Consider the following 16861-nt stretch of genomic DNA (forward strand, 5'->3'; position numbering starts at 1 on the left):
CGCTCCCTGGATGGACAAATCCGCTTGCAGGCAGCCTGGCTGCGGCAGGACACTGATCCCACGTCAATTCTTCTGTCAGGAGGCCATATGGTTACCCAGCATAGCGAACGCAAGATCAATACCGATGAAAAGGTCAAGAATGACGGCATCGACCGTCTGCCGCACGAGCGCGACGAATCGCCCGATGCGCAGAACGTGCGCCCACGCAAGATCATGCAGCAGGCGGCCAGCGACCTGGAGCAGGGACTGGTCGATACGGACCTGCACGCCCAGCCGGGCGTGGAAAAGGTCAAGCCCGCCGCGCCGCAGCAAGCCCGTCCCGACGCGCAACTGGAACCAAAGAAGGCGCGCTGACTCCAACGGTCACGCTCTGCTACCCGCACTGTTCATGCTCCGGAGTACGCCATGCACCGTTACGCCCGTTCCTTCCTGCTGGCCGCTGCCTGCGGCGCCCATCTCGCCCATGCCCAGGCGCCCGCCATGCCCGTGGGCTTCGGCCCGCAGCCCACCCTGCCCGCACCGGACAAGCAGCTAATTCCCACCGTGAATGTGGCGCCCGTGCAGCGCTGGACGGCCGCGCAGCACCCCGCTGTCGCGGCGGGCCTGGCCATCCATGCGTATGCGCGCGACCTCGACCATCCGCGCTGGCTGTACGTCTTGCCGAATGGCGACGTGCTCGTGGCGGAAACGAACGCCCCGCCGAAGCCGGACGACAGCAAGGGCATCAAGGGCGCCATCATGCAGATGCAGATGAAAAAGGCGGGCGCGGCCACGCCCAGCGCCAACCGCATCACCCTGCTGCGCGGCGTCGACGCGAATGGCGTGGCGCAGACGCGCAGCGTGTTCCTGCAAGGACTGAACTCGCCGTTCGGCATGGCCCTGGTGGGTAACGAGCTGTACATCGCCAATGCCGACGCCTTGATGCGTTTTCCTTACAAGGAAGGCCAGACAGCCATCACGGCGCCCGGCGTCAAGGTGATGGATTTGCCGGGCGGCCCCATCAATCACCACTGGACCAAAAACGTCATCGCCAGCCCCGATGGCAAATTTCTCTATGTTTCCGTCGGCTCGAACAGCAACGTGGGCGAAAACGGCATGGCGGCCGAAGATGGCCGCGCCGCCATCTGGCAATTCACGCGGGCGACGGGCAAGGCCCGCGTGTATGCGACGGGCTTGCGCAACCCCGTCGGCCTGGCCTGGCAGCCCAGGACGGGCGCCCTGTGGACGGCCGTCAATGAGCGCGACGAGCTGGGCAACGACCTGGTGCCCGACTACATGACGTCCGTCAAGGATGGCGCCTTCTATGGCTGGCCCTACAGTTATTTCGGCCAGCACGTCGATGCGCGGGTCACGCCGCCCCGTCCCGAACTGGTGGCCACCGCTGTTGCACCCGACTACGCGCTGGGCGCCCATACGGCCTCGCTGGGACTGGCGTTTTATGACGCCACCCTGCTGCCGGAACGCTACCGGGGCGGCGCCTTCATCGGCCAGCACGGCTCGTGGAACCGCAAACCCTTCAGCGGCTATAAAGTCATCTTTGTTCCGTTCGCCGATGGCGTGCCCAGCGGTCCTCCGCAGGACGTCGTCGCCGGCTTCCTCGACAGCAATGGCAAGGCACAGGGGCGCCCCGTCGGCGTGGCCGTCGACAAGGCCGGCGCGCTGCTGGTGGCGGACGACGTGGGCAATGTCATCTGGCGCGTCACGCCGGCGCCGTGAACACATTGGCGCCGTGAACACATTGGCGCCGCGCATGCGCCCCCTGTGTGGCGCAACGAACGGAAGGGCAAGGATGCCACGCGCATGATGGACCTTCGAACCACGCAAGGAGTACATCATGAAAAAAACAGGATCAGCCGTCTGGAGTGGCGGCCTTAAGGATGGCAAAGGATTTATTTCCACCCAAAGCGGCGCACTCGACAATGTGGCCTATGGTTTCAACACGCGCTTCGAAGATGGTCCCGGCAGCAATCCGGAAGAACTGATCGGCGCGGCCCACGCGGCCTGCTTCACCATGGCCCTGTCCGGCCAACTGGGCGAGGCGGGCTTGCGCGCCACGGCCCTGAAAACCACGGCCGACGTCAGCCTGGAAAAAATCGATGGCAGCTATGCCATCACGGCCGTGCACCTGACCCTGGTGGCCACCATTCCCGGCGCCACCGACGAAGCGTTCCAGGACGCGGCCCTGCGCGCCAAGCTCGGTTGCCCCGTATCGAAGTTGCTGGCCACGGAAATCACGCTGGACGCCCGTCTGGAGTAATTCCAGAGGCACTAACGTCACCGTCCGCGGCTGTCCTGCCACCAGGGCAGCCGGGGCGGTCTCGGCAAGAAAGCCGTAAAACGCATAAAATCCTGCCATTCCCCTCTCACCCTCAAGGATTTACGATGCGTATTTTGCACACCATGTTACGGGTCGGCGACCTGCAGCGCTCCATCGACTTTTACACGAACGTCCTGGGCATGAAATTGCTGCGCACCAGCGACAATCCGGAATACCAGTACACGCTGGCCTTCGTCGGCTATGGTTCGAATCCCGACCACGCGGAACTGGAACTGACGTATAACTATGGCACCACCAGCTACGAGCTGGGCACGGCGTATGGCCACATCGCCATCTCGGCCGACGATATCGTCGCCGCTTGCGACGCGGCGCGGGCGAATGGCGGCAACGTCACGCGCGAACCGGGCCCCGTCAAGGGCGGCAACACGGTCATCGCCTTCATCACCGATCCGGATGGCTACAAGATCGAATTGATCGAACGCAAGTTCGACGGCCAGGGCGCCGGCCTGTAATTCCTCAGCCTGGTTCCGTGGCCGTTGCAATGGCCGCGCGCAGCCAGGCGATGCCCGCATCGCCGTCCGTGCGGCGGTGCCGTATCACTTCAAACGCAAACGGCGCGATGGCAAACGGCGCGGAGTACTGTGCCAGCCCCTGCGCCTCAATGCCCTGCAAGGCACGCCGCGCCACCGTCAATATCAGATCCGTCCCCATCACGACATCCGGTGCGACCGTCCAGTACGGCACGCGCACGGCGATGCGGCGCGCCTGGCCCAGTTGCGCCAGCGCTGCATCGACTTCGGCCGCCATGCCGCCTTCGCCGGACGCCACCAGCACATGGGGGCGCGCCAGATAGGTCTGCAAGCTCAAGCTCTCGCCCGGCGCCAGGCTGGCCGGATCGAGCGCGCACATGAACGTTTCCTCGAATAAGGTTTCCCTGTGCAACTGCTCGGGCAGTTGCGGGAACACGCCCAGCGCCAGATCGATCTCGCCATCCTGCACGCCGGCCACCACGGCAGAACGGCTGGCATAGCTGACGGCCATGTCGATGCCGGGCGCTTCCACGCGCAAACGCCGCAGCAAAGCGGGCAAGATCAATGCCGCACCGTAATCCGACATGGCCAGGCGAAACACGCGCTGCGCCGTGGCCGCCTCGAAGACGGCGCCACCGAGCACGGAGCGCACGCTCTGCAGGGCTTCGGCCAGCGGCCGCGCCAATTCCAGGGCGCGCGCCGTGGGCTGGAAACCGCCTTTGCCGCGCAGCAGCAACGGGTCGTCGAGCAGATGGCGCAGGCGCGCCAGCGCATGGCTGACGGCAGGCTGGCTCATGTGCAGGCGTTCCGCCGCGCGCGACAAATGGCGCTCGCTCAGCAGCGCATCCAGGATCACCAGCAAGTTCAAATCGACGGCGCGCAAATTATTCATTTCGTGCATAGTTTAATGACAAAATACGAATTGGATTTAATCATGACAGCATAATACGATGGCTCCATCAACTCAACACGCAGGGAGTCGCACATGCACGGATGGATCACCTTGTTTGCCCCGCTGGCCATGCTGGCCGGCGCCGTCGTCCCCTTCCAGGCGGGCGCTAACGCCGCGCTGGGCCGCAACCTGGGCCACCCGCTGTGGGCCACCATCGCCTCGCTGGCCGTCAGCGCCGTGCTTGCTTTACTGGTGATGCTGGCCTGGCGGGTGCCGGCGCCCGATTTGCACCTCGCCGTGCGCGGGCCGGGCTGGTCCTGGCTCGGTGGCGCGGCCGGCGTGTTTTATATTACGGCCGCGCTGATGCTGGCGCCGCGCATGGGTTCCGGCCCCTTCATGGCAGCCGTCATCGGCGGGCAGATGCTGGCCGCGCTGGCCATCGACCGCTACGGCTTGCTGGGTTTTGCCATCAAGCATATTTCTCCGCTGCACTGGGCCGGCGCGGGCCTGGTGGTGGCCGGTGTCGTGCTGACCCAGTTCGCCAACAGCCGCGCCGTGTGAGCACACGTCAAGGCGAAAAAAAACCAGCGCCGTTGCCGGGGCTGGTTTTCATGTAGAGCAGAGCGCGCTTACTTGACGAGCAAGGCGTTGACGGGCATCAAGTCCGTTTCCTTCAGGGTGCCGGCGGCGGCCTTCAGGCGCAAGCCGTTCATGATGGTGTCGTAGCGGGCTTTCGACAGGTCTTTTTGCGTCGAGAACAATTGTTTCTGCGCATTCAAGACGTCGATATTGATGCGCACGCCCACTTGATAGCCGAGCTGGTTCGACTCCAGCGCCGACTTGCTCGACACTTCCGCCGCTTCCAGCGCCTTGACTTGCGCCAGGCCGCTGTTGACGCCCAGGAACGCCTGGCGCGCGCCTTGCGATGCCGTGCGGCGTGCCGTTTCCAGGTCGTTGCGGGCCTTGTTTTCCAGCGCGATCGATTCGCGCACCTTGCTCGTCACGGCAAAGCCGCTGAAAATGGGGATGCTCCACTGCACGCCGATGGCGTTGTTGTTATTGCCGCTACCATTGCCGCCACCGGACGTGTAGGTGTGGCCCGTGTTGGCGATCAGGTCCAGGGTCGGATAGTGGCCGGCGCGGTTGCGGCCGATGTCACGCTTGGCCGATTCCACGTTGAACTGGGCCGTGACGACGCTGTAGTTCTGCTCTTCCGCCGAGCTCACCCACGGCTCGATGGCGGCCGGTTCCGGCGCGCTGATGACCACGCCCGCGCGCATTGGCGCCAGGCTCGTCGGCGCTTCGCCGATGATGGTTTGCAGGGCGCTGCGCTTGTTGGCCAGGTCATTGATGGCGGCAAATTCCTGCGCCACCACCAGGTCGTAGGCCGCTTGCGCTTCGTGCGTGTCGGTAATCGTTTGCGTGCCGACTTCGAAGTTGCGCTTGGCCGATGCCAGCTGCTCCGTCGTGGCCACTTTTTGCGCCTGCGTGGCGCCCAGGTTGTCCTGCGCGCTGAGCACGTCGAAATACGCTTGCGCCACGCGCGTGATCAAGTCTTGCTGGACTTGCGCAAATTGCGCTTCGGCAATCGCCTGCGCCAGCTTGCTTTGCTGGTAGGTTTCCCAACGGTCCCAGCGGAACAGCGGCTGCGCCAGGGTCAGGTTGTAGCTGTTCGCGCGGACGTTGACGGACGGCGAAGTGATCTTGTTGCCGCCATTGTTCTGGATAATCTGTTCCTGATTGCCGCGCGTATTGCTGCCCGAGGCGGAGATTTGCGGCAGCAAGCCTGCCAGCCCCTGCGGAACCCGCTCCATCCCGGCAGACAGGGCCGCGCGCGCGCTGGCGTACTGCGCGTCATTGGCCAGCGCCTGCTGGTACACCTGGATGAGATCGGCCGCCTGCGCTTGCAGCGAGCATGTCATCGAGACAAAGGCGCTGGTCATCAGCACGGCGATAAGGGGTTTCCGCATTGCATTTCTCCGTTGGAGTCGTCAAAAGTTGATGGAATCAAAAATCGGTTACAGCCTGCCTGGCGGCCGCGCCAGCAGGAGCGGGGTACAGGCCTCCGCAGGCATGCAGGAAAACATGCCTGGCAGTGCATCTACTGCGAATTCACTTAGTATTTCGGCATGGCGCTGTCGACTTGCAGCGCCCAGGCATGCACGCCGCCCGTCAAATTACTGATCTTGCCAAAACCATTGCGCTCCAGGAAGGCCGCCACTTGCATGCTGCGCATGCCGTGATGGCAAATGCAGACGATTTCGGCGTCTTCATCGAGGTCATCGATGCGCGCGGGAATCGAGTTCATCTGCATCAAGGTGGCACCGTCGAGGTGGCACAGGTCGAACTCCCACTGTTCCCGCACGTCCAGCAAGAACGGACGCGGGCGGGAAGGGTCAGCCAGCCAGGCGGCCAGCTGCGGTGCACTCAAATGCTCCATCGAATCGGTCGCCTCAGAACTGGAAATGCGACGGTGCCACGGCTTGCAGCGGCGTGACATTGGTTTCAAACAGCTTGCGCGTGTCATAGGCCTTGTCCGAGCTGCGCGTGATCAGGTGCGCCGACATGATCGGCGCTTCGCCGATGATCGCCAGGATGCGGCCGCCGACTTTGACTTGTTGCAACAGCGCTTCCGGCAGCACGGCCAGGGCGCCGGACACGACGATCACGTCGTAGGGTGCACCCTTGCTCCAGCCCTGGGCGCCGTCGCCCAGTTCCACGGTCACGTTGGTCACGCCGTTGGCGGCCAGGTTCTGCTCGGCCAGGGTTTTCAATTGGGGAACGATTTCCACGCTCGTCACATGACGCGCCTTGTGCGCCAGCAACGCGGCCATGTAACCGCTGCCGGTGCCGATTTCCAGCACATTTTCATGCTTCTTGACGGCTACGTCTTGCAAAATACGCGCTTCCAGCTTTGGCGTGAACATACATTCGCCGCCGCCCAGTGGAATTTCCGTATCGACGAAGGCCAGGTTTTTATAGGCGGCCGGCACGAAATTTTCACGCTTGACCACGTTCAACAGCTCCAGCACGTCGATATCCAGTACGTCCCATGGACGGATCTGCTGTTCGATCATATTGAAGCGGGCTTGTTCGATATTCATCTTTGGACTCGGTAAGTGAAGTAATAATCCGCCATTTTATCGTTGAACTGGCTGAAAGCACATGTTAACCATAAAGGCGGGGAATGGAGGAAATTTGCGACGATCTGCAGATTTGGGGGGGCGAACCTTGGAAAAGGGGTAACTGAACGGTAGTAGCCAGGCCCGGTGCATCAGCTTTTCCCGGGCGCCTCCGCCTGCAGGCTGCGCAAGCTCATGTCGATAAAGGCATCCATATAGGCGAGCGGATCGATATCCTTGACCTCGCACGGCACGAAGGAGTGCGTCCACATCATGAGCATGGTGACGGGTGCGCTGAGGATGGTGCTGACCAGCACGGGATCGATCTGGCGGAATTCACCGCGCTGCATGCCCCGTTCCAGCAGACTGACGATCAGTCCATTGCCGCGCGCGACGACTTCTTCGTTGTAAAACTGCGCCAGTTCCGGGAAATTGTTCGCTTCGGCCAGCATCAGCTTGGTCAAACCGGCCAGTTTGGTGGCACCGAATTCTTCCCACCACTGCATCATCACCTTGCGCAACAATTCGGCGCTGCTGCTGTCCGAAGCGGCCATGCTGTCTTCCGCTTCGCCGATCGACTGCACGATATTGTCGCGCACGACGGCTTTGAACAGCTCTTGTTTATTCTCAAAGTACAGGTACAGGGTGCCTTTCGACACGCCCGCCCGCTTGGCCACATCTTCCAGGCGCGTCGATGCAAAGCCCCGTTCGACAAACAGGTCGAGGGCGGCAGCGAGTAATTCCTGCGGGCGGGCATCCTTGCGCCGCTCCCAGCGGGGCTTGGTATCAATCGGGGCTTGCATGTGTCTTTCCAAGTAACTTACTTTTGAGTCATTAATAGTAGCCCTGTCTACGGGCAAGGTCAAGCACGGGCGAGGCGGGGCACCGCCCAGCATGCCGAACACGGGTATTGTACGCTCCGTACCGGCGTTGGCGACACCTCCTCTGGCGCCTGACCTGTGGCGCTGGGTGAACCAGAATGCGTTTCAGCCCCCGTTTTGCGCAGTTCATCGCATTGGCGTTCAGCAAAGACAGACGCTTTGCTATCTTGACATCGACAGCACGGCAGCCGCGGCGCGGCAGCCGGCTTATTTCTTGTCCTGAACTAAAACAATCATAAAGGAAACACCATGCGTACCTTGCTGGCCCTGTGCTGTGCCGTTGCCCTCGGCGGTTGCGCCATCGTCATCCACCCCAACGATGGCGAAGTACGCCATGCCGATTCGGGTGGCAATGCCATCCAGGGCAACGAGCAAGTGAGCCGCGACGTGCGCCAGGTCAGCAACATCAACACGCTCGACATCGACAGCATGAAGCGCATCGATATCAAGATCGACGTGCGCGTGGGGCCGGCAACATCGCTGGTGATCGAAGCGGACAGCAACCTGCAGCCGCGCATCCACAGCGAAGTGAGCGGCAATACCCTGCGCATCTGGAGCGATACGAACATTCGCAGCAGCAATGGCATCCACGTCATCTACACGACGCCGCAATTGAGGAAGATCAGCATTTCCGGCTCGGGCCGCCTGGTGGCCAGCGGTTTCAATGGCGACGATTTCAGCCTGGAGCAGCGCGGTTCGATGAAGAGCGAATTGTCGGGCACCGTGGGACGCCTCGACGTGGCCAACAATGGTTCCGGCAGCATCAACGCGGCGGCCCTCGCCAGCGGCAACACGGACGCGGTGCAAAACGGTTCGGGCAGCATCCAGCTGGGCAGCGTGCGCGGCGAACGCGTCAACGTGGCCGTCAACGGCTCGGGCAGCATCAGCGCCAGCGGCGCCGTGCAGCGCCTCGACGCCAACGTCAACGGCTCGGGCGACATCAACCTGGCCGCCCTGCGCAGCGACGTTGCCTATCTGGCGAGCAACGGTTCCGGCGACATCGACGTGACCGTCCAGAATGAAGTCAACGCCCGCGCCAGCGGTTCCGGCCGCATCACCGTGCATGGCGATCCGGCCCGCCGCACCCTGTCGGGCAAGCGCGTCAGCATCGTGCGCTAGGCAAGCGGCGGGAAGCGGCAGGCCGCGCCGACTTGCTATACTGTCGGCCCCTGATCCCTTTCCAGCCATCGCCATGCCGTCCTGCGCCTGCTCCCTGGCAGCCGGATGGCAAGCTGGTCGTCCACTAAAGAATAACCATGAACTGCCGCGACCACTGCGGAGCGTGCTGCATCGCTCCCTCCATCACCAGTCCGATACCGGGCATGCCGAACGGGAAACCCGCTGGCGTCCGCTGCGTGCAGCTGGGAGACGATAGCCGCTGCCGCATTTTCGGACAGCCGGAACGGCCGGCGTTCTGCGCAGGATTGCAGCCGTCGGCAGAGATGTGCGGCGCCAGCCGCGAACAGGCGATACGCTGGCTCGACGACCTGGAGCAGGCAACGGCGCCGCAGACTTGAAGAGAATGCCTAGGCCTTCGGCAACATGGTCAGCACCATGCGGAACTTGACGTCCCCGGACTGCATGCGCTGACAGGCTTCGGCCGCACGTTCCAGCGGCATGGTTACGATACGCGGACGCACGTCGGCCAGCACGCTGAAAGCAAGCGTCTTTTCATTGTCATACGGCGTGCCGGTGATCGAGCCGAGCACGCCGCGTTCGCCCACCACCAATTTACCGGAAGACACGAGCAGCGGATCCTTGCCCGCGCCCAGCACGACCAGCCGTCCGGCTGGCGCCAGGCCATCCATCAGCGCCGTCACGGCGGCCGCGCTGGAGACGGTGGTGATGACCGCCTGCGCCCCGCCATGCGCTTGCAGCACGGCGGCCGCATCCTCGGCCAGGCTGTCGACATACACGTGCGCGCCCAGCTCCAGCGCGTCCTGCGCAATATCGCCGCCGCGCCCGATCGCCACCACCTTGAAGCCCATGCGGCGCGCATACTGCAAGGCCATATGCCCCAGGCCGCCGATGCCCAGGATGGCGACCGTATCGCCCGCCTGCGCCCCGCTCTTCTTGAGCGCATTGAAGGTGGCAAGACCCGCGCACAGGATGGGCGCCGCCTCTTCCGCATCGAGCTGCCCGGGAATCGATACCAGGCCGGTGACGCGCGCCAGCATCATCTCGGCATAGCCGCCGTCGCGGCTGGCGCCCACGAACGGCTGGTCCTGACATAACTGGAAACGGCCTTGGCGGCAGGGCGGGCAGGCGTTGCAGTGGCCGCCCAGACGGCCGACGCCGACGCGCTGGCCGATTTGCCAGATGCCCGGCGTGTGTTCGCCCAGCGCGACGATGCGCCCGACCACCTCGTGACCGGGCACGCGCGGCGGCTGCAGCGCCGGGTCGGCGCCGTCGATATCGGCGCTGTCGGCGCCACAGATGCCGCAGGCTTCGACGGCGATCAAGACTTCGCCCACGCCAGGCAGCGGCGTGGCGCGCTCGACCAGTTCCAGCACGCCGGGGCGGCTCACTTGCATGGCGCGGTAAGTGGCTTTCATCTTCATTTCTCCTTCGTTGAGTTAAGTCACGGAATCGCCGGGCGCTGCTGCGCCGCTTGCCAGGCTTGCACGCCCAGAGCGGCCGCCTCGACCGCGCCGGCCAGATAGCCGGGAAAGCGCGGCGACCATTCGCTGGCGATGGCCGTCAGGCGGCCCTGCCAGGGACCGGCCGCAGGCGCCGCTGCCGGGGCGTGGCCGTGCTCGCCGACGGCGTCGAGGTCGACGGCGGTGGCGGTCAGCGCATCCTGCGACCAGTCCTTGATGGCATCGGTGCGCGGCGCGGCCGCTTGCGGGCCGAACAGCCGTACCAGCTGGGCCCGGCAATGCGCCAGCAAGACCCCATCGTCCAGGCGCTGGCGCGTGCGTGCCGGCACGGCCAGGAAACCAAACAGGGCAGCGCTGCCGCCCGGCATCGAGGCATCATGGATCTCGCCCAGCGGCCCGCTCTGGCTGCGCGCCGAACCGGACAAGCCCTGTTCGCGCCAGAACGGCCGTTCGTAGACGGCGACGTACTTCGCATGGGGCGCCATCCAGGTGGCGGTGGCGGTCCACTCGCGCGCCAGCGCCGCAGGCAGGGCCGGCTCGTACGCGATACCGGCGGCAGCCAGGCGCGGCGGCAATGCCAGCAGCACGTGGCCGGCGCGCCACGCGGTGACGGCGCCCGCCGCATCCGCGCTCGCCACTTCGACGTGCTCGGCCGCATGGCGCAGGCGCAGCACCTGTTGTCCGGTGACGACGCGCGTGCTGCGCAAGGTGCCGTGCAAGGCATCGGTCAGCGCATTCATGCCGCCAATCAGGCGCATCGATGGCGGCGCGCTCGCGTACGTGCGCATGCGCACCGGCGCCTCCCCTGCGGCGCGCTGGTACTGCATGTCGCCCTGGTCGTACTGGTCGAAGCACTGCAGCCCCAGCCCGTCGACCAGCTGGTGCAGCGCGCACTGCTGCTCGGGCCAGAACCAGGCCGGGCCCAGGTCGAAGCGGTCGCTGCCGCCAGCTGCCTGCATGCCGGCGATACGCCCGCCGATGAAATCGCGCGCTTCGAGCACGACGACATTGGCCACGCCCAACCGCTCCAGCAAGTGGGCCGCGTACAGGCCGCTCAGGCCGGCGCCGATAATGATGATGCGTGCGTGTTGCATGCTGATCCTTTCAAAGTCGCGTCCGCCACATGCCGGACTTTCAGGTAAACGGTGGCTCCCTGCGCACCGGCAACGATGGCGGGCAAGGTGCAGGCAGGCAGGCGCATCCAGCTGCGCGGCGCGCAGGCATGCTGGCGTGCGCGCACCTCGCCCTCGAGCACCAGCAGTTCCTGGCTGCCATCTGCCTCGGCCAGCAAGGCTTCATGCGGCATCAGCCGCTGCAGGCTGACCTGCTCGGCAGCATCGTCGAACAGCGGACAGACGGCCCGCCCCCGCTGCTCGCGCCAGTTGGCGGGGTCGCGGGTGTCGATGCGGACGTGCCGCTGTTCGCGCGGCTGCATCTGCTGCAACTTGACGAAGATCACCGCCCCCGCGCCGCTCGACGGCCGGTGGCTGGAGCCGGGCGGATTGCGCAAATACCAGCCGGCGGGATAATCCACGCCGTCTTCGGAAAACGTGCCGTCGAGGACCAGGATTTCCTCGCCGCCCGGATGCCGATGCGGCGGGAAGAAGGATTCGGGCGCATAGCGCACGATGCTCGTTGCGCGCGCTTGCTCGGCGCCGATGCGATCGAGCATGATGCGCTCGACGCCGCCCTGCGGCGACGCGACCCAGCGGTACTGGTGCGGCGCCAGGATGACGGGGCGCGAAAAATCGGCATTGATCAGCATGACAAACTTCCAGAGTTGAAAAAAACGGCCAGCGCTTACTGCTTCGGCAGCTGTTGGTAGGCTTCCATCACGCGCGCCGAATACGTCAGCGCGGCGCCCGTATTGAGCGCGATCGCCACGCCGAGCGCTTCGGAAATTTCTTCCAGGGTCGCACCGGCTTCCACCGCTTTCCTCGTGTGCACCGAGATGCAGCCGTCGCAACGCGTGGTGATGGCCACCGCCAGCGCGATCAGTTCGTGGATCTTCGGCGCCAGGTGGCCGGTCTTGGCGGCGGCGCCGTCGATGGCCATCACGCCGCGCATCACGTCGGGGCTCTGCGCGGCGTAATCGCCGACTTTTTCCAGCAGGGAGTCGCGGTAGGTGTTCCAGTCTTGCATCATGATTTTTGCTCCAAAAAAGGGAATAGTAGGTAGCAGCGGGCGGGTGCCCGCTTACGCCACGGTATAAATGCGCACGTCGGGCGCCGCGTCCAGCAGCGGCGTGAGCGCCACCACCACGTCGCTGTTGAACAGCGCGCTTTGCAGATAGGCATTGGCGTTGCCCACGCTGTCGAAGCCATGCAGCACTTGCACGTCTTCCTCGCGGATCAGCAATTGCTTCGACTGCGCGCCCGCGATGCCGGCCAGGAACGGCGCCTTGTACTGCTGATAGACGCCAGCCGCCGCGGCGCGGTTGGCGTTGGCGATCTTGAGGGTGATTTGCAGATAAGCCATGCGATGCTCCTTGATGATCAGGTGAAGAAAAGGCGGGCAAGGCGGGCTTGCCCCAGGTATTTAGTTGCGGCCGGCCATCACGCCGCCATCGACGTCCCACACCGCGCCGGTCACCCAGGCGGCCTTGTCGGACAGCAGAAACGCCACCACTTCCGCCACGTCCAGCGGCGTGCCCACGCGGCCGATCGGGTGGAAACCGTTGAAGCCCTGCAGCGCCTCATGGACCTCCGCCTTCGGAATAAAACCTTCGTAGATCGGCGTCTGCACGACGGCTGGCGAGACGGCGTTGACGCGAATCTGCTTCGATGCCAGTTCCATCGCCAGATGCTGGGTCAGCGAGTGCAGGCCGGCCTTGGCCATCGAATACGCCGACGATGGCGTGGCGGCGATCGCCTGCTTGCCCCACATCGAGCCGATGTTGACGATAGACCCAGGGCGTCCGCCGGCGACCAGGTGCGCGGCCACCTTTTGCGTGATGAAGAACAAGGCCTTGTTGAGATTCATATACTGGTCGTAGTCGGCGGCGCCGTGTTCGAGGAACGGTTTGGGGAAGAACACGCCTGCCGCGTTGACCAGCAGATCGATGTCCGCATGCTGTTCGTCCAGCGTTTTGAGCAGCGCGGCCAGGCCCGCGTCGCTCGACAGGTCGGCGGTCACCGCCCACACCGTGCCGAGCGCCGACAATGCCTTGCGCGCCTCTTCGGTTTTCTCTGCGCGGTGGCCGACGATCACGGCGCTGCCGCCTTGCTCCAGTACCACGCGTGCCGTCGCCAGACCCATGCCGCTGGTGCCACCCACGACCAGCAGTTTCTTGCCTTCGAATTGCTTGCTCATTTTCATTCCTTTCCTATGCCCGCCGTCCAAGCAGGCGCTGTTGAAGAAAAACTTCCGGGCAGTTGTGTACTGCCGCGATGCAATGCATTCTGCGCTTGGCGGGGAACGGGAACAAACCAGATTAAATATCAGTCATTGAAAGAAAATCTTTAGTGGCACGGCTGCGGAGTGACTAAAATAGCCACGCAGAGACGCATAATCACGCGACACCATGGAAGAAAATCATGAAGACACCGATCCATCTGAACGCCTTGCGGGCATTCGAAGCCAGCGCCCGCCACCAGAGCTTTTCAGCCGCCGCCGCTGAACTCAACGTCAGCCCCGCTGCCGTGGGCCAGTTGGTGCGCAACCTGGAAGACTGGCTGGGCGCGCCGCTGTTCCATCGGCACACGGCGGGCAAGACGCGGCTGGTGGCGACGCAGGCCGCGGAGCGCGCGCTGCCGGATTTGCGCGCCGGCTTTGACCGCTTGCTGCTGGGTCTGGAAAGGCTCAAGGAAGGTTCGCTCAACGGGGTGCTGACGGTGACCGTCAGTCCCGCCTTCGCCGCCAAGTGGCTGTTGCCACGGATTGAACGCTTTCAATCGGTCTGCCCGGAAACCGACGTGCGGCTCGATACCAGTCTGAAGCCCGTCGATTTCGTCTCGCAACGCATCGATATCGGCGTGCGCTACGGCACCGGCAACTGGCCGGGACTGAGCGCCGACAAATTGATGGATGAAGAAGTCTATCCCGTGTGTTCGCCCGCGTTTCTGCAACAGCATGCGCCATTGCGGCAGCCGGCCGACCTGGCGCGGCAAACGCTGATTCACGACCTGTCGATGGATGGCCATGGCGATTTTCCAACGTGGGAAGCGTGGCTGCAGAAGGCGGGCGTGCGCGATAGCGCCGCCTCGCGCGGCATGAAGATCAACAATTCGGCGGCGGTGCTGCAGGCGGCGGCCGAGGGCCATGGCGTGGCGCTGGCGCGCAGCGTGATGGCGCATGACGATATCGCCTCCGGGCGGCTGGTACGCCTGTGCGGCGCGATGACTTTTCTTTCGCCGCTGGCCTACTACGTGGTCTACCGGCCGGAGTCCGCAGGCCTGCCGCGCCTGGCGACCTTTCGCGGCTGGCTGCTGGAAGAGGCAGGCAAGCAGGCCGCCGCGGTTGCACGGTAAGCCAGCCGTTGGCCGCCGTGACGCGCAGATAAGCATTGACCGCGTCTGCACGTTTGCGTATATTTATGCGCATTCCTGCACGTTTTAATTAAAATCCATGTCCGCCACTCTGCTCCTCAAACAACGCCACGCGCTGATCCAGCAACAATTGCATGCCGACGGCCGTGTGCTGGCGCTGGACCTGGCGCGCCAGCTCGACGTGTCCGAAGACACGATACGGCGCGATCTGCGCGAGATGGCGGCGGCCGGCCTGTGCCAGCGCGTGTATGGCGGCGCCCTGCCGCTGGCGCCCGATGGCGGCACCTTGACGCAGCGCAAACAGGAAGCGCCGGAACGCAAGGCGCGCCTGGCGCAGGCCGCCGTGTCCCTCGTGCGCGCGGGCCAGGTGCTGTTTCTCGATGCGGGCTCGACCAACCTTGCCATCGCCGGCGCCTTGCCGCAGTTGGCGCTCACTGTCATCACCAATGCGCCGTCCATCGCCATGGTCCTGATGGAGCGTCCCGAAATCGAGCTGATCATGGCTGGCGGCCGGGTCGACCGCCGCGCCGGTGCCAGCCTGGGTCCGCAAGCGCTGCGCACGGTCGAGCGCATGCATCCCGACCTGTGCTTCCTCGGTGCCTGCGGCGCCGACGCGGACGCGGGCGTGACGGCGTTCAACTATGACGAGGCCGAGTTCAAGCGCAGCATCGCCGGCGCCAGCAAGGCGGTCGTCGTGGCCGTCACCAGCGACAAGCTGGGCACGGCCGCGCCTTTCGGCGTGCTGGCCACGGGCTTGCTGCAGCACCTGGTGCTCGAAGCCGATGCCGATGCTGCCCACGCGGCTGCCTTTGAACGGCTGGGCGTGCAAGTGTTGCGCGCCCGCGCCTGATTTTTCCACCCCGACCTTGAAAAGCGTACCCATGCACCTTACCGGCACCCTGCAACAACGCGCGACGCGCCTGGTCTTCTTCGCCGCCGGCCTCGGCATGGCCGCCTGGGCACCCCTGGTTCCCTACGCCAAGTCGCGCCTGAGCCTCGATGAAGCGACGCTGGGCATCTTGCTGCTGTGCCTGGGCGCCGGCTCGCTGTGCGCGATGCCGTTTACGGGCATGCTCACGGCCCGCTTCGGCTGCCGCAAGGTCATCGTCGGCGCCGGCCTGCTGCTGACCGCCATCCTGCCCGGCCTGGCGCTGGCCGCCACGCCGCTGCAACTGGGCCTGGTGCTGCTGGTGTTCGGCGCAGCCATGGGCACATTTGACGTGGCCATCAATATCCAGGCCGTGATCATCGAAAAAGCCAACGGCGGCGCCATGATGTCGGGTTTTCATGCGCTGTTCAGCGTGGGCGGCTTTGCCGGCGCGGCCTGCATGGCCCTGCTGTTGTGGCTGGGACTGACGCCGGCCTGGTCCTGCGCGGTGGTGATGCTGCTGCTGTGCGGCGTGCTGGGCGCGGCGCAAGGCCATCTGCTGCCGACGGCGTCCGCCTCCGGCGAAAAGACGCCGCTGTTCGTCATGCCGCATGGCGCCGTCATTTTCATCGGTCTGCTGTGCTTTATCGTCTTCCTGGCCGAAGGCGCGATTCTCGACTGGAGCGCCCTGTTCCTGACCACCACGCGCGGCGTGGAAGAAGCCAAGGGCGGTCTCGGCTACGCCGCCTTCGCCATCGCCATGACGGTGGGCCGCTTCACAGGCGACAAGGTGGTCACACGCTTTGGCGGCAAGCGGGTACTCACTATTGGCGGCTTGTGCGCGGCGGCAGGCTTCTTCCTGGCCGTGCTGGCGCCGCATGCCAGCCTGGCCATGGCCGGCTTCGTGCTGATCGGTCTGGGCGCGGCGAACATCGTGCCCATCCTGTTCACGGCGGCGGGCCAGCAACATGCCATGCCGGCCAGCCTGGCGGTGGCGGCCATCACCACCATCGGCTATGCGGGCATCCTGGCCGGTCCGGCCGTGATCGGCTTCGTGGCGCACGCCACCAGCCTGAATATCGCCTTCGCCATGCTGGGCGCCGCCCTGCTGCTGGTGGCAGCCAGCGCGCGCCTGGTGGCGCCGGCCAAACAACGTTCCTGATCCTCCTTCTGCCTGTCGGACGATGCTAAAAAAGCGCCGCC

At 64.7% G+C, this 16861-nt stretch carries 21 protein-coding genes; 10 read left to right on the forward strand and 11 right to left on the reverse strand.

Annotated elements, in window-relative coordinates; translation table 11 throughout:
• The first annotated feature begins 87 nt into the window (after nucleotides 1-87).
• From D9M09_RS24200 to gloA, 4 genes are all read left to right on the forward strand, one after another.
• Nucleotides 88-354 carry a hypothetical protein gene (locus D9M09_RS24200; RefSeq protein ID WP_070220458.1) on the forward strand — a complete coding sequence of 89 codons (267 nt, stop codon included), beginning with the start codon at nucleotides 88-90 and terminating at the stop codon, nucleotides 352-354.
• A gap of 51 nt (nucleotides 355-405) precedes the next feature.
• Entirely contained in the window at nucleotides 406-1716 is a 1311-nt protein-coding gene (locus D9M09_RS24205; protein WP_121670567.1) for a PQQ-dependent sugar dehydrogenase, read from the forward strand.
• 118 nt (nucleotides 1717-1834) lie between these two features.
• Nucleotides 1835-2257: an OsmC family protein gene (locus D9M09_RS24210; RefSeq protein ID WP_070220462.1), complete on the forward strand. Its 423-nt coding sequence runs from the start codon at nucleotides 1835-1837 to the stop codon at nucleotides 2255-2257.
• A gap of 125 nt (nucleotides 2258-2382) precedes the next feature.
• On the forward strand, nucleotides 2383-2790 hold the full coding sequence (gene gloA, locus D9M09_RS24215) for a lactoylglutathione lyase (RefSeq protein ID WP_086137871.1): 408 nt from the start codon (nucleotides 2383-2385) through the stop codon (nucleotides 2788-2790).
• Nucleotides 2791-2794: 4 nt separating this feature from the next.
• Here gloA and D9M09_RS24220 read toward each other — a convergent pair whose 3' ends face one another.
• Complete coding sequence (locus tag D9M09_RS24220; RefSeq protein ID WP_121671222.1) at nucleotides 2795-3700, reverse strand: LysR substrate-binding domain-containing protein; 906 nt, start codon at nucleotides 3698-3700, stop codon at nucleotides 2795-2797.
• 93 nt (nucleotides 3701-3793) lie between these two features.
• Between D9M09_RS24220 and D9M09_RS24225 the strand changes: the two genes are divergently transcribed.
• Nucleotides 3794-4261, forward strand: a complete 468-nt coding sequence (locus D9M09_RS24225) for a DMT family transporter (protein ID WP_121670568.1) — start codon at nucleotides 3794-3796, stop codon at nucleotides 4259-4261.
• Nucleotides 4262-4329: 68 nt separating this feature from the next.
• Here D9M09_RS24225 and D9M09_RS24230 read toward each other — a convergent pair whose 3' ends face one another.
• The 4 genes from D9M09_RS24230 to D9M09_RS24245 form a co-directional block, all read right to left on the reverse strand.
• A complete protein-coding gene (locus D9M09_RS24230; RefSeq protein WP_070290871.1) occupies nucleotides 4330-5670 on the reverse strand; it encodes a TolC family outer membrane protein in 1341 nt (446 codons plus the stop codon).
• 146 nt (nucleotides 5671-5816) lie between these two features.
• Nucleotides 5817-6140 carry a rhodanese-like domain-containing protein gene (locus D9M09_RS24235; RefSeq protein ID WP_034788759.1) on the reverse strand — a complete coding sequence of 108 codons (324 nt, stop codon included), beginning with the start codon at nucleotides 6138-6140 and terminating at the stop codon, nucleotides 5817-5819.
• Between the two features lie 13 nt (nucleotides 6141-6153).
• Nucleotides 6154-6804 carry a protein-L-isoaspartate O-methyltransferase family protein gene (locus D9M09_RS24240; RefSeq protein ID WP_070220472.1) on the reverse strand — a complete coding sequence of 217 codons (651 nt, stop codon included), beginning with the start codon at nucleotides 6802-6804 and terminating at the stop codon, nucleotides 6154-6156.
• Between the two features lie 170 nt (nucleotides 6805-6974).
• Nucleotides 6975-7625 (reverse strand): TetR/AcrR family transcriptional regulator, encoded by a 651-nt coding sequence (locus D9M09_RS24245; protein WP_070220474.1) that lies wholly within the window; start codon nucleotides 7623-7625, stop codon nucleotides 6975-6977.
• 327 nt (nucleotides 7626-7952) lie between these two features.
• Here D9M09_RS24245 and D9M09_RS24250 point away from each other — a divergent pair, with 327 nt between their 5' ends.
• Together D9M09_RS24250 and D9M09_RS24255 are read left to right on the forward strand one after the other, a co-directional pair.
• The gene (locus D9M09_RS24250; protein ID WP_121670569.1) at nucleotides 7953-8822 is read left to right on the forward strand and encodes a head GIN domain-containing protein; all 870 of its coding nucleotides are present in this window, start codon (nucleotides 7953-7955) and stop codon (nucleotides 8820-8822) included.
• Between the two features lie 137 nt (nucleotides 8823-8959).
• Nucleotides 8960-9220 carry a YkgJ family cysteine cluster protein gene (locus D9M09_RS24255; RefSeq protein ID WP_070220477.1) on the forward strand — a complete coding sequence of 87 codons (261 nt, stop codon included), beginning with the start codon at nucleotides 8960-8962 and terminating at the stop codon, nucleotides 9218-9220.
• A gap of 9 nt (nucleotides 9221-9229) precedes the next feature.
• On the opposite strand, the gene D9M09_RS24260 is transcribed toward D9M09_RS24255, so the two are convergent.
• From D9M09_RS24260 to D9M09_RS24285, 6 genes are read right to left on the reverse strand one after another with little or no spacing between them, the layout of a single operon-like run.
• Nucleotides 9230-10258 (reverse strand): alcohol dehydrogenase, encoded by a 1029-nt coding sequence (locus D9M09_RS24260; protein ID WP_121671223.1) that lies wholly within the window; start codon nucleotides 10256-10258, stop codon nucleotides 9230-9232.
• A gap of 26 nt (nucleotides 10259-10284) precedes the next feature.
• A complete protein-coding gene (locus D9M09_RS24265; RefSeq protein WP_205602299.1) occupies nucleotides 10285-11397 on the reverse strand; it encodes a flavin monoamine oxidase family protein in 1113 nt (370 codons plus the stop codon).
• The gene (locus tag D9M09_RS24270) at nucleotides 11358-12068 is read right to left on the reverse strand and encodes a cupin domain-containing protein (protein ID WP_070220481.1); all 711 of its coding nucleotides are present in this window, start codon (nucleotides 12066-12068) and stop codon (nucleotides 11358-11360) included. The genes D9M09_RS24265 and D9M09_RS24270 overlap by 40 nt, the downstream gene beginning before the upstream one ends.
• 35 nt (nucleotides 12069-12103) lie before the next feature.
• Complete coding sequence (locus tag D9M09_RS24275) at nucleotides 12104-12448, reverse strand: carboxymuconolactone decarboxylase family protein (protein WP_070311714.1); 345 nt, start codon at nucleotides 12446-12448, stop codon at nucleotides 12104-12106.
• Between the two features lie 51 nt (nucleotides 12449-12499).
• Nucleotides 12500-12781: a hypothetical protein gene (locus tag D9M09_RS24280; RefSeq protein WP_070220486.1), complete on the reverse strand. Its 282-nt coding sequence runs from the start codon at nucleotides 12779-12781 to the stop codon at nucleotides 12500-12502.
• A 60-nt stretch (nucleotides 12782-12841) separates the two neighbouring features.
• The gene (locus D9M09_RS24285; RefSeq protein ID WP_070220755.1) at nucleotides 12842-13615 is read right to left on the reverse strand and encodes an SDR family NAD(P)-dependent oxidoreductase; all 774 of its coding nucleotides are present in this window, start codon (nucleotides 13613-13615) and stop codon (nucleotides 12842-12844) included.
• 224 nt (nucleotides 13616-13839) lie between these two features.
• Between D9M09_RS24285 and gcvA the strand changes: the two genes are divergently transcribed.
• The 3 genes from gcvA (at nucleotide 13840) to D9M09_RS24300 (ending at nucleotide 16820) form a co-directional block, all read left to right on the forward strand.
• The gene (gene gcvA, locus D9M09_RS24290) at nucleotides 13840-14772 is read left to right on the forward strand and encodes a transcriptional regulator GcvA (RefSeq protein ID WP_121670571.1); all 933 of its coding nucleotides are present in this window, start codon (nucleotides 13840-13842) and stop codon (nucleotides 14770-14772) included.
• Between the two features lie 97 nt (nucleotides 14773-14869).
• Nucleotides 14870-15640 carry a DeoR/GlpR family DNA-binding transcription regulator gene (locus tag D9M09_RS24295; protein ID WP_121670572.1) on the forward strand — a complete coding sequence of 257 codons (771 nt, stop codon included), beginning with the start codon at nucleotides 14870-14872 and terminating at the stop codon, nucleotides 15638-15640.
• Nucleotides 15641-15671: 31 nt separating this feature from the next.
• Nucleotides 15672-16820: an MFS transporter gene (locus tag D9M09_RS24300; RefSeq protein ID WP_070220492.1), complete on the forward strand. Its 1149-nt coding sequence runs from the start codon at nucleotides 15672-15674 to the stop codon at nucleotides 16818-16820.
• Nucleotides 16821-16861: the final 41 nt, after the last annotated feature.

This window comes from Janthinobacterium agaricidamnosum (genome assembly GCF_003667705.1).
GTDB lineage: Bacteria > Pseudomonadota > Gammaproteobacteria > Burkholderiales > Burkholderiaceae_D > Janthinobacterium.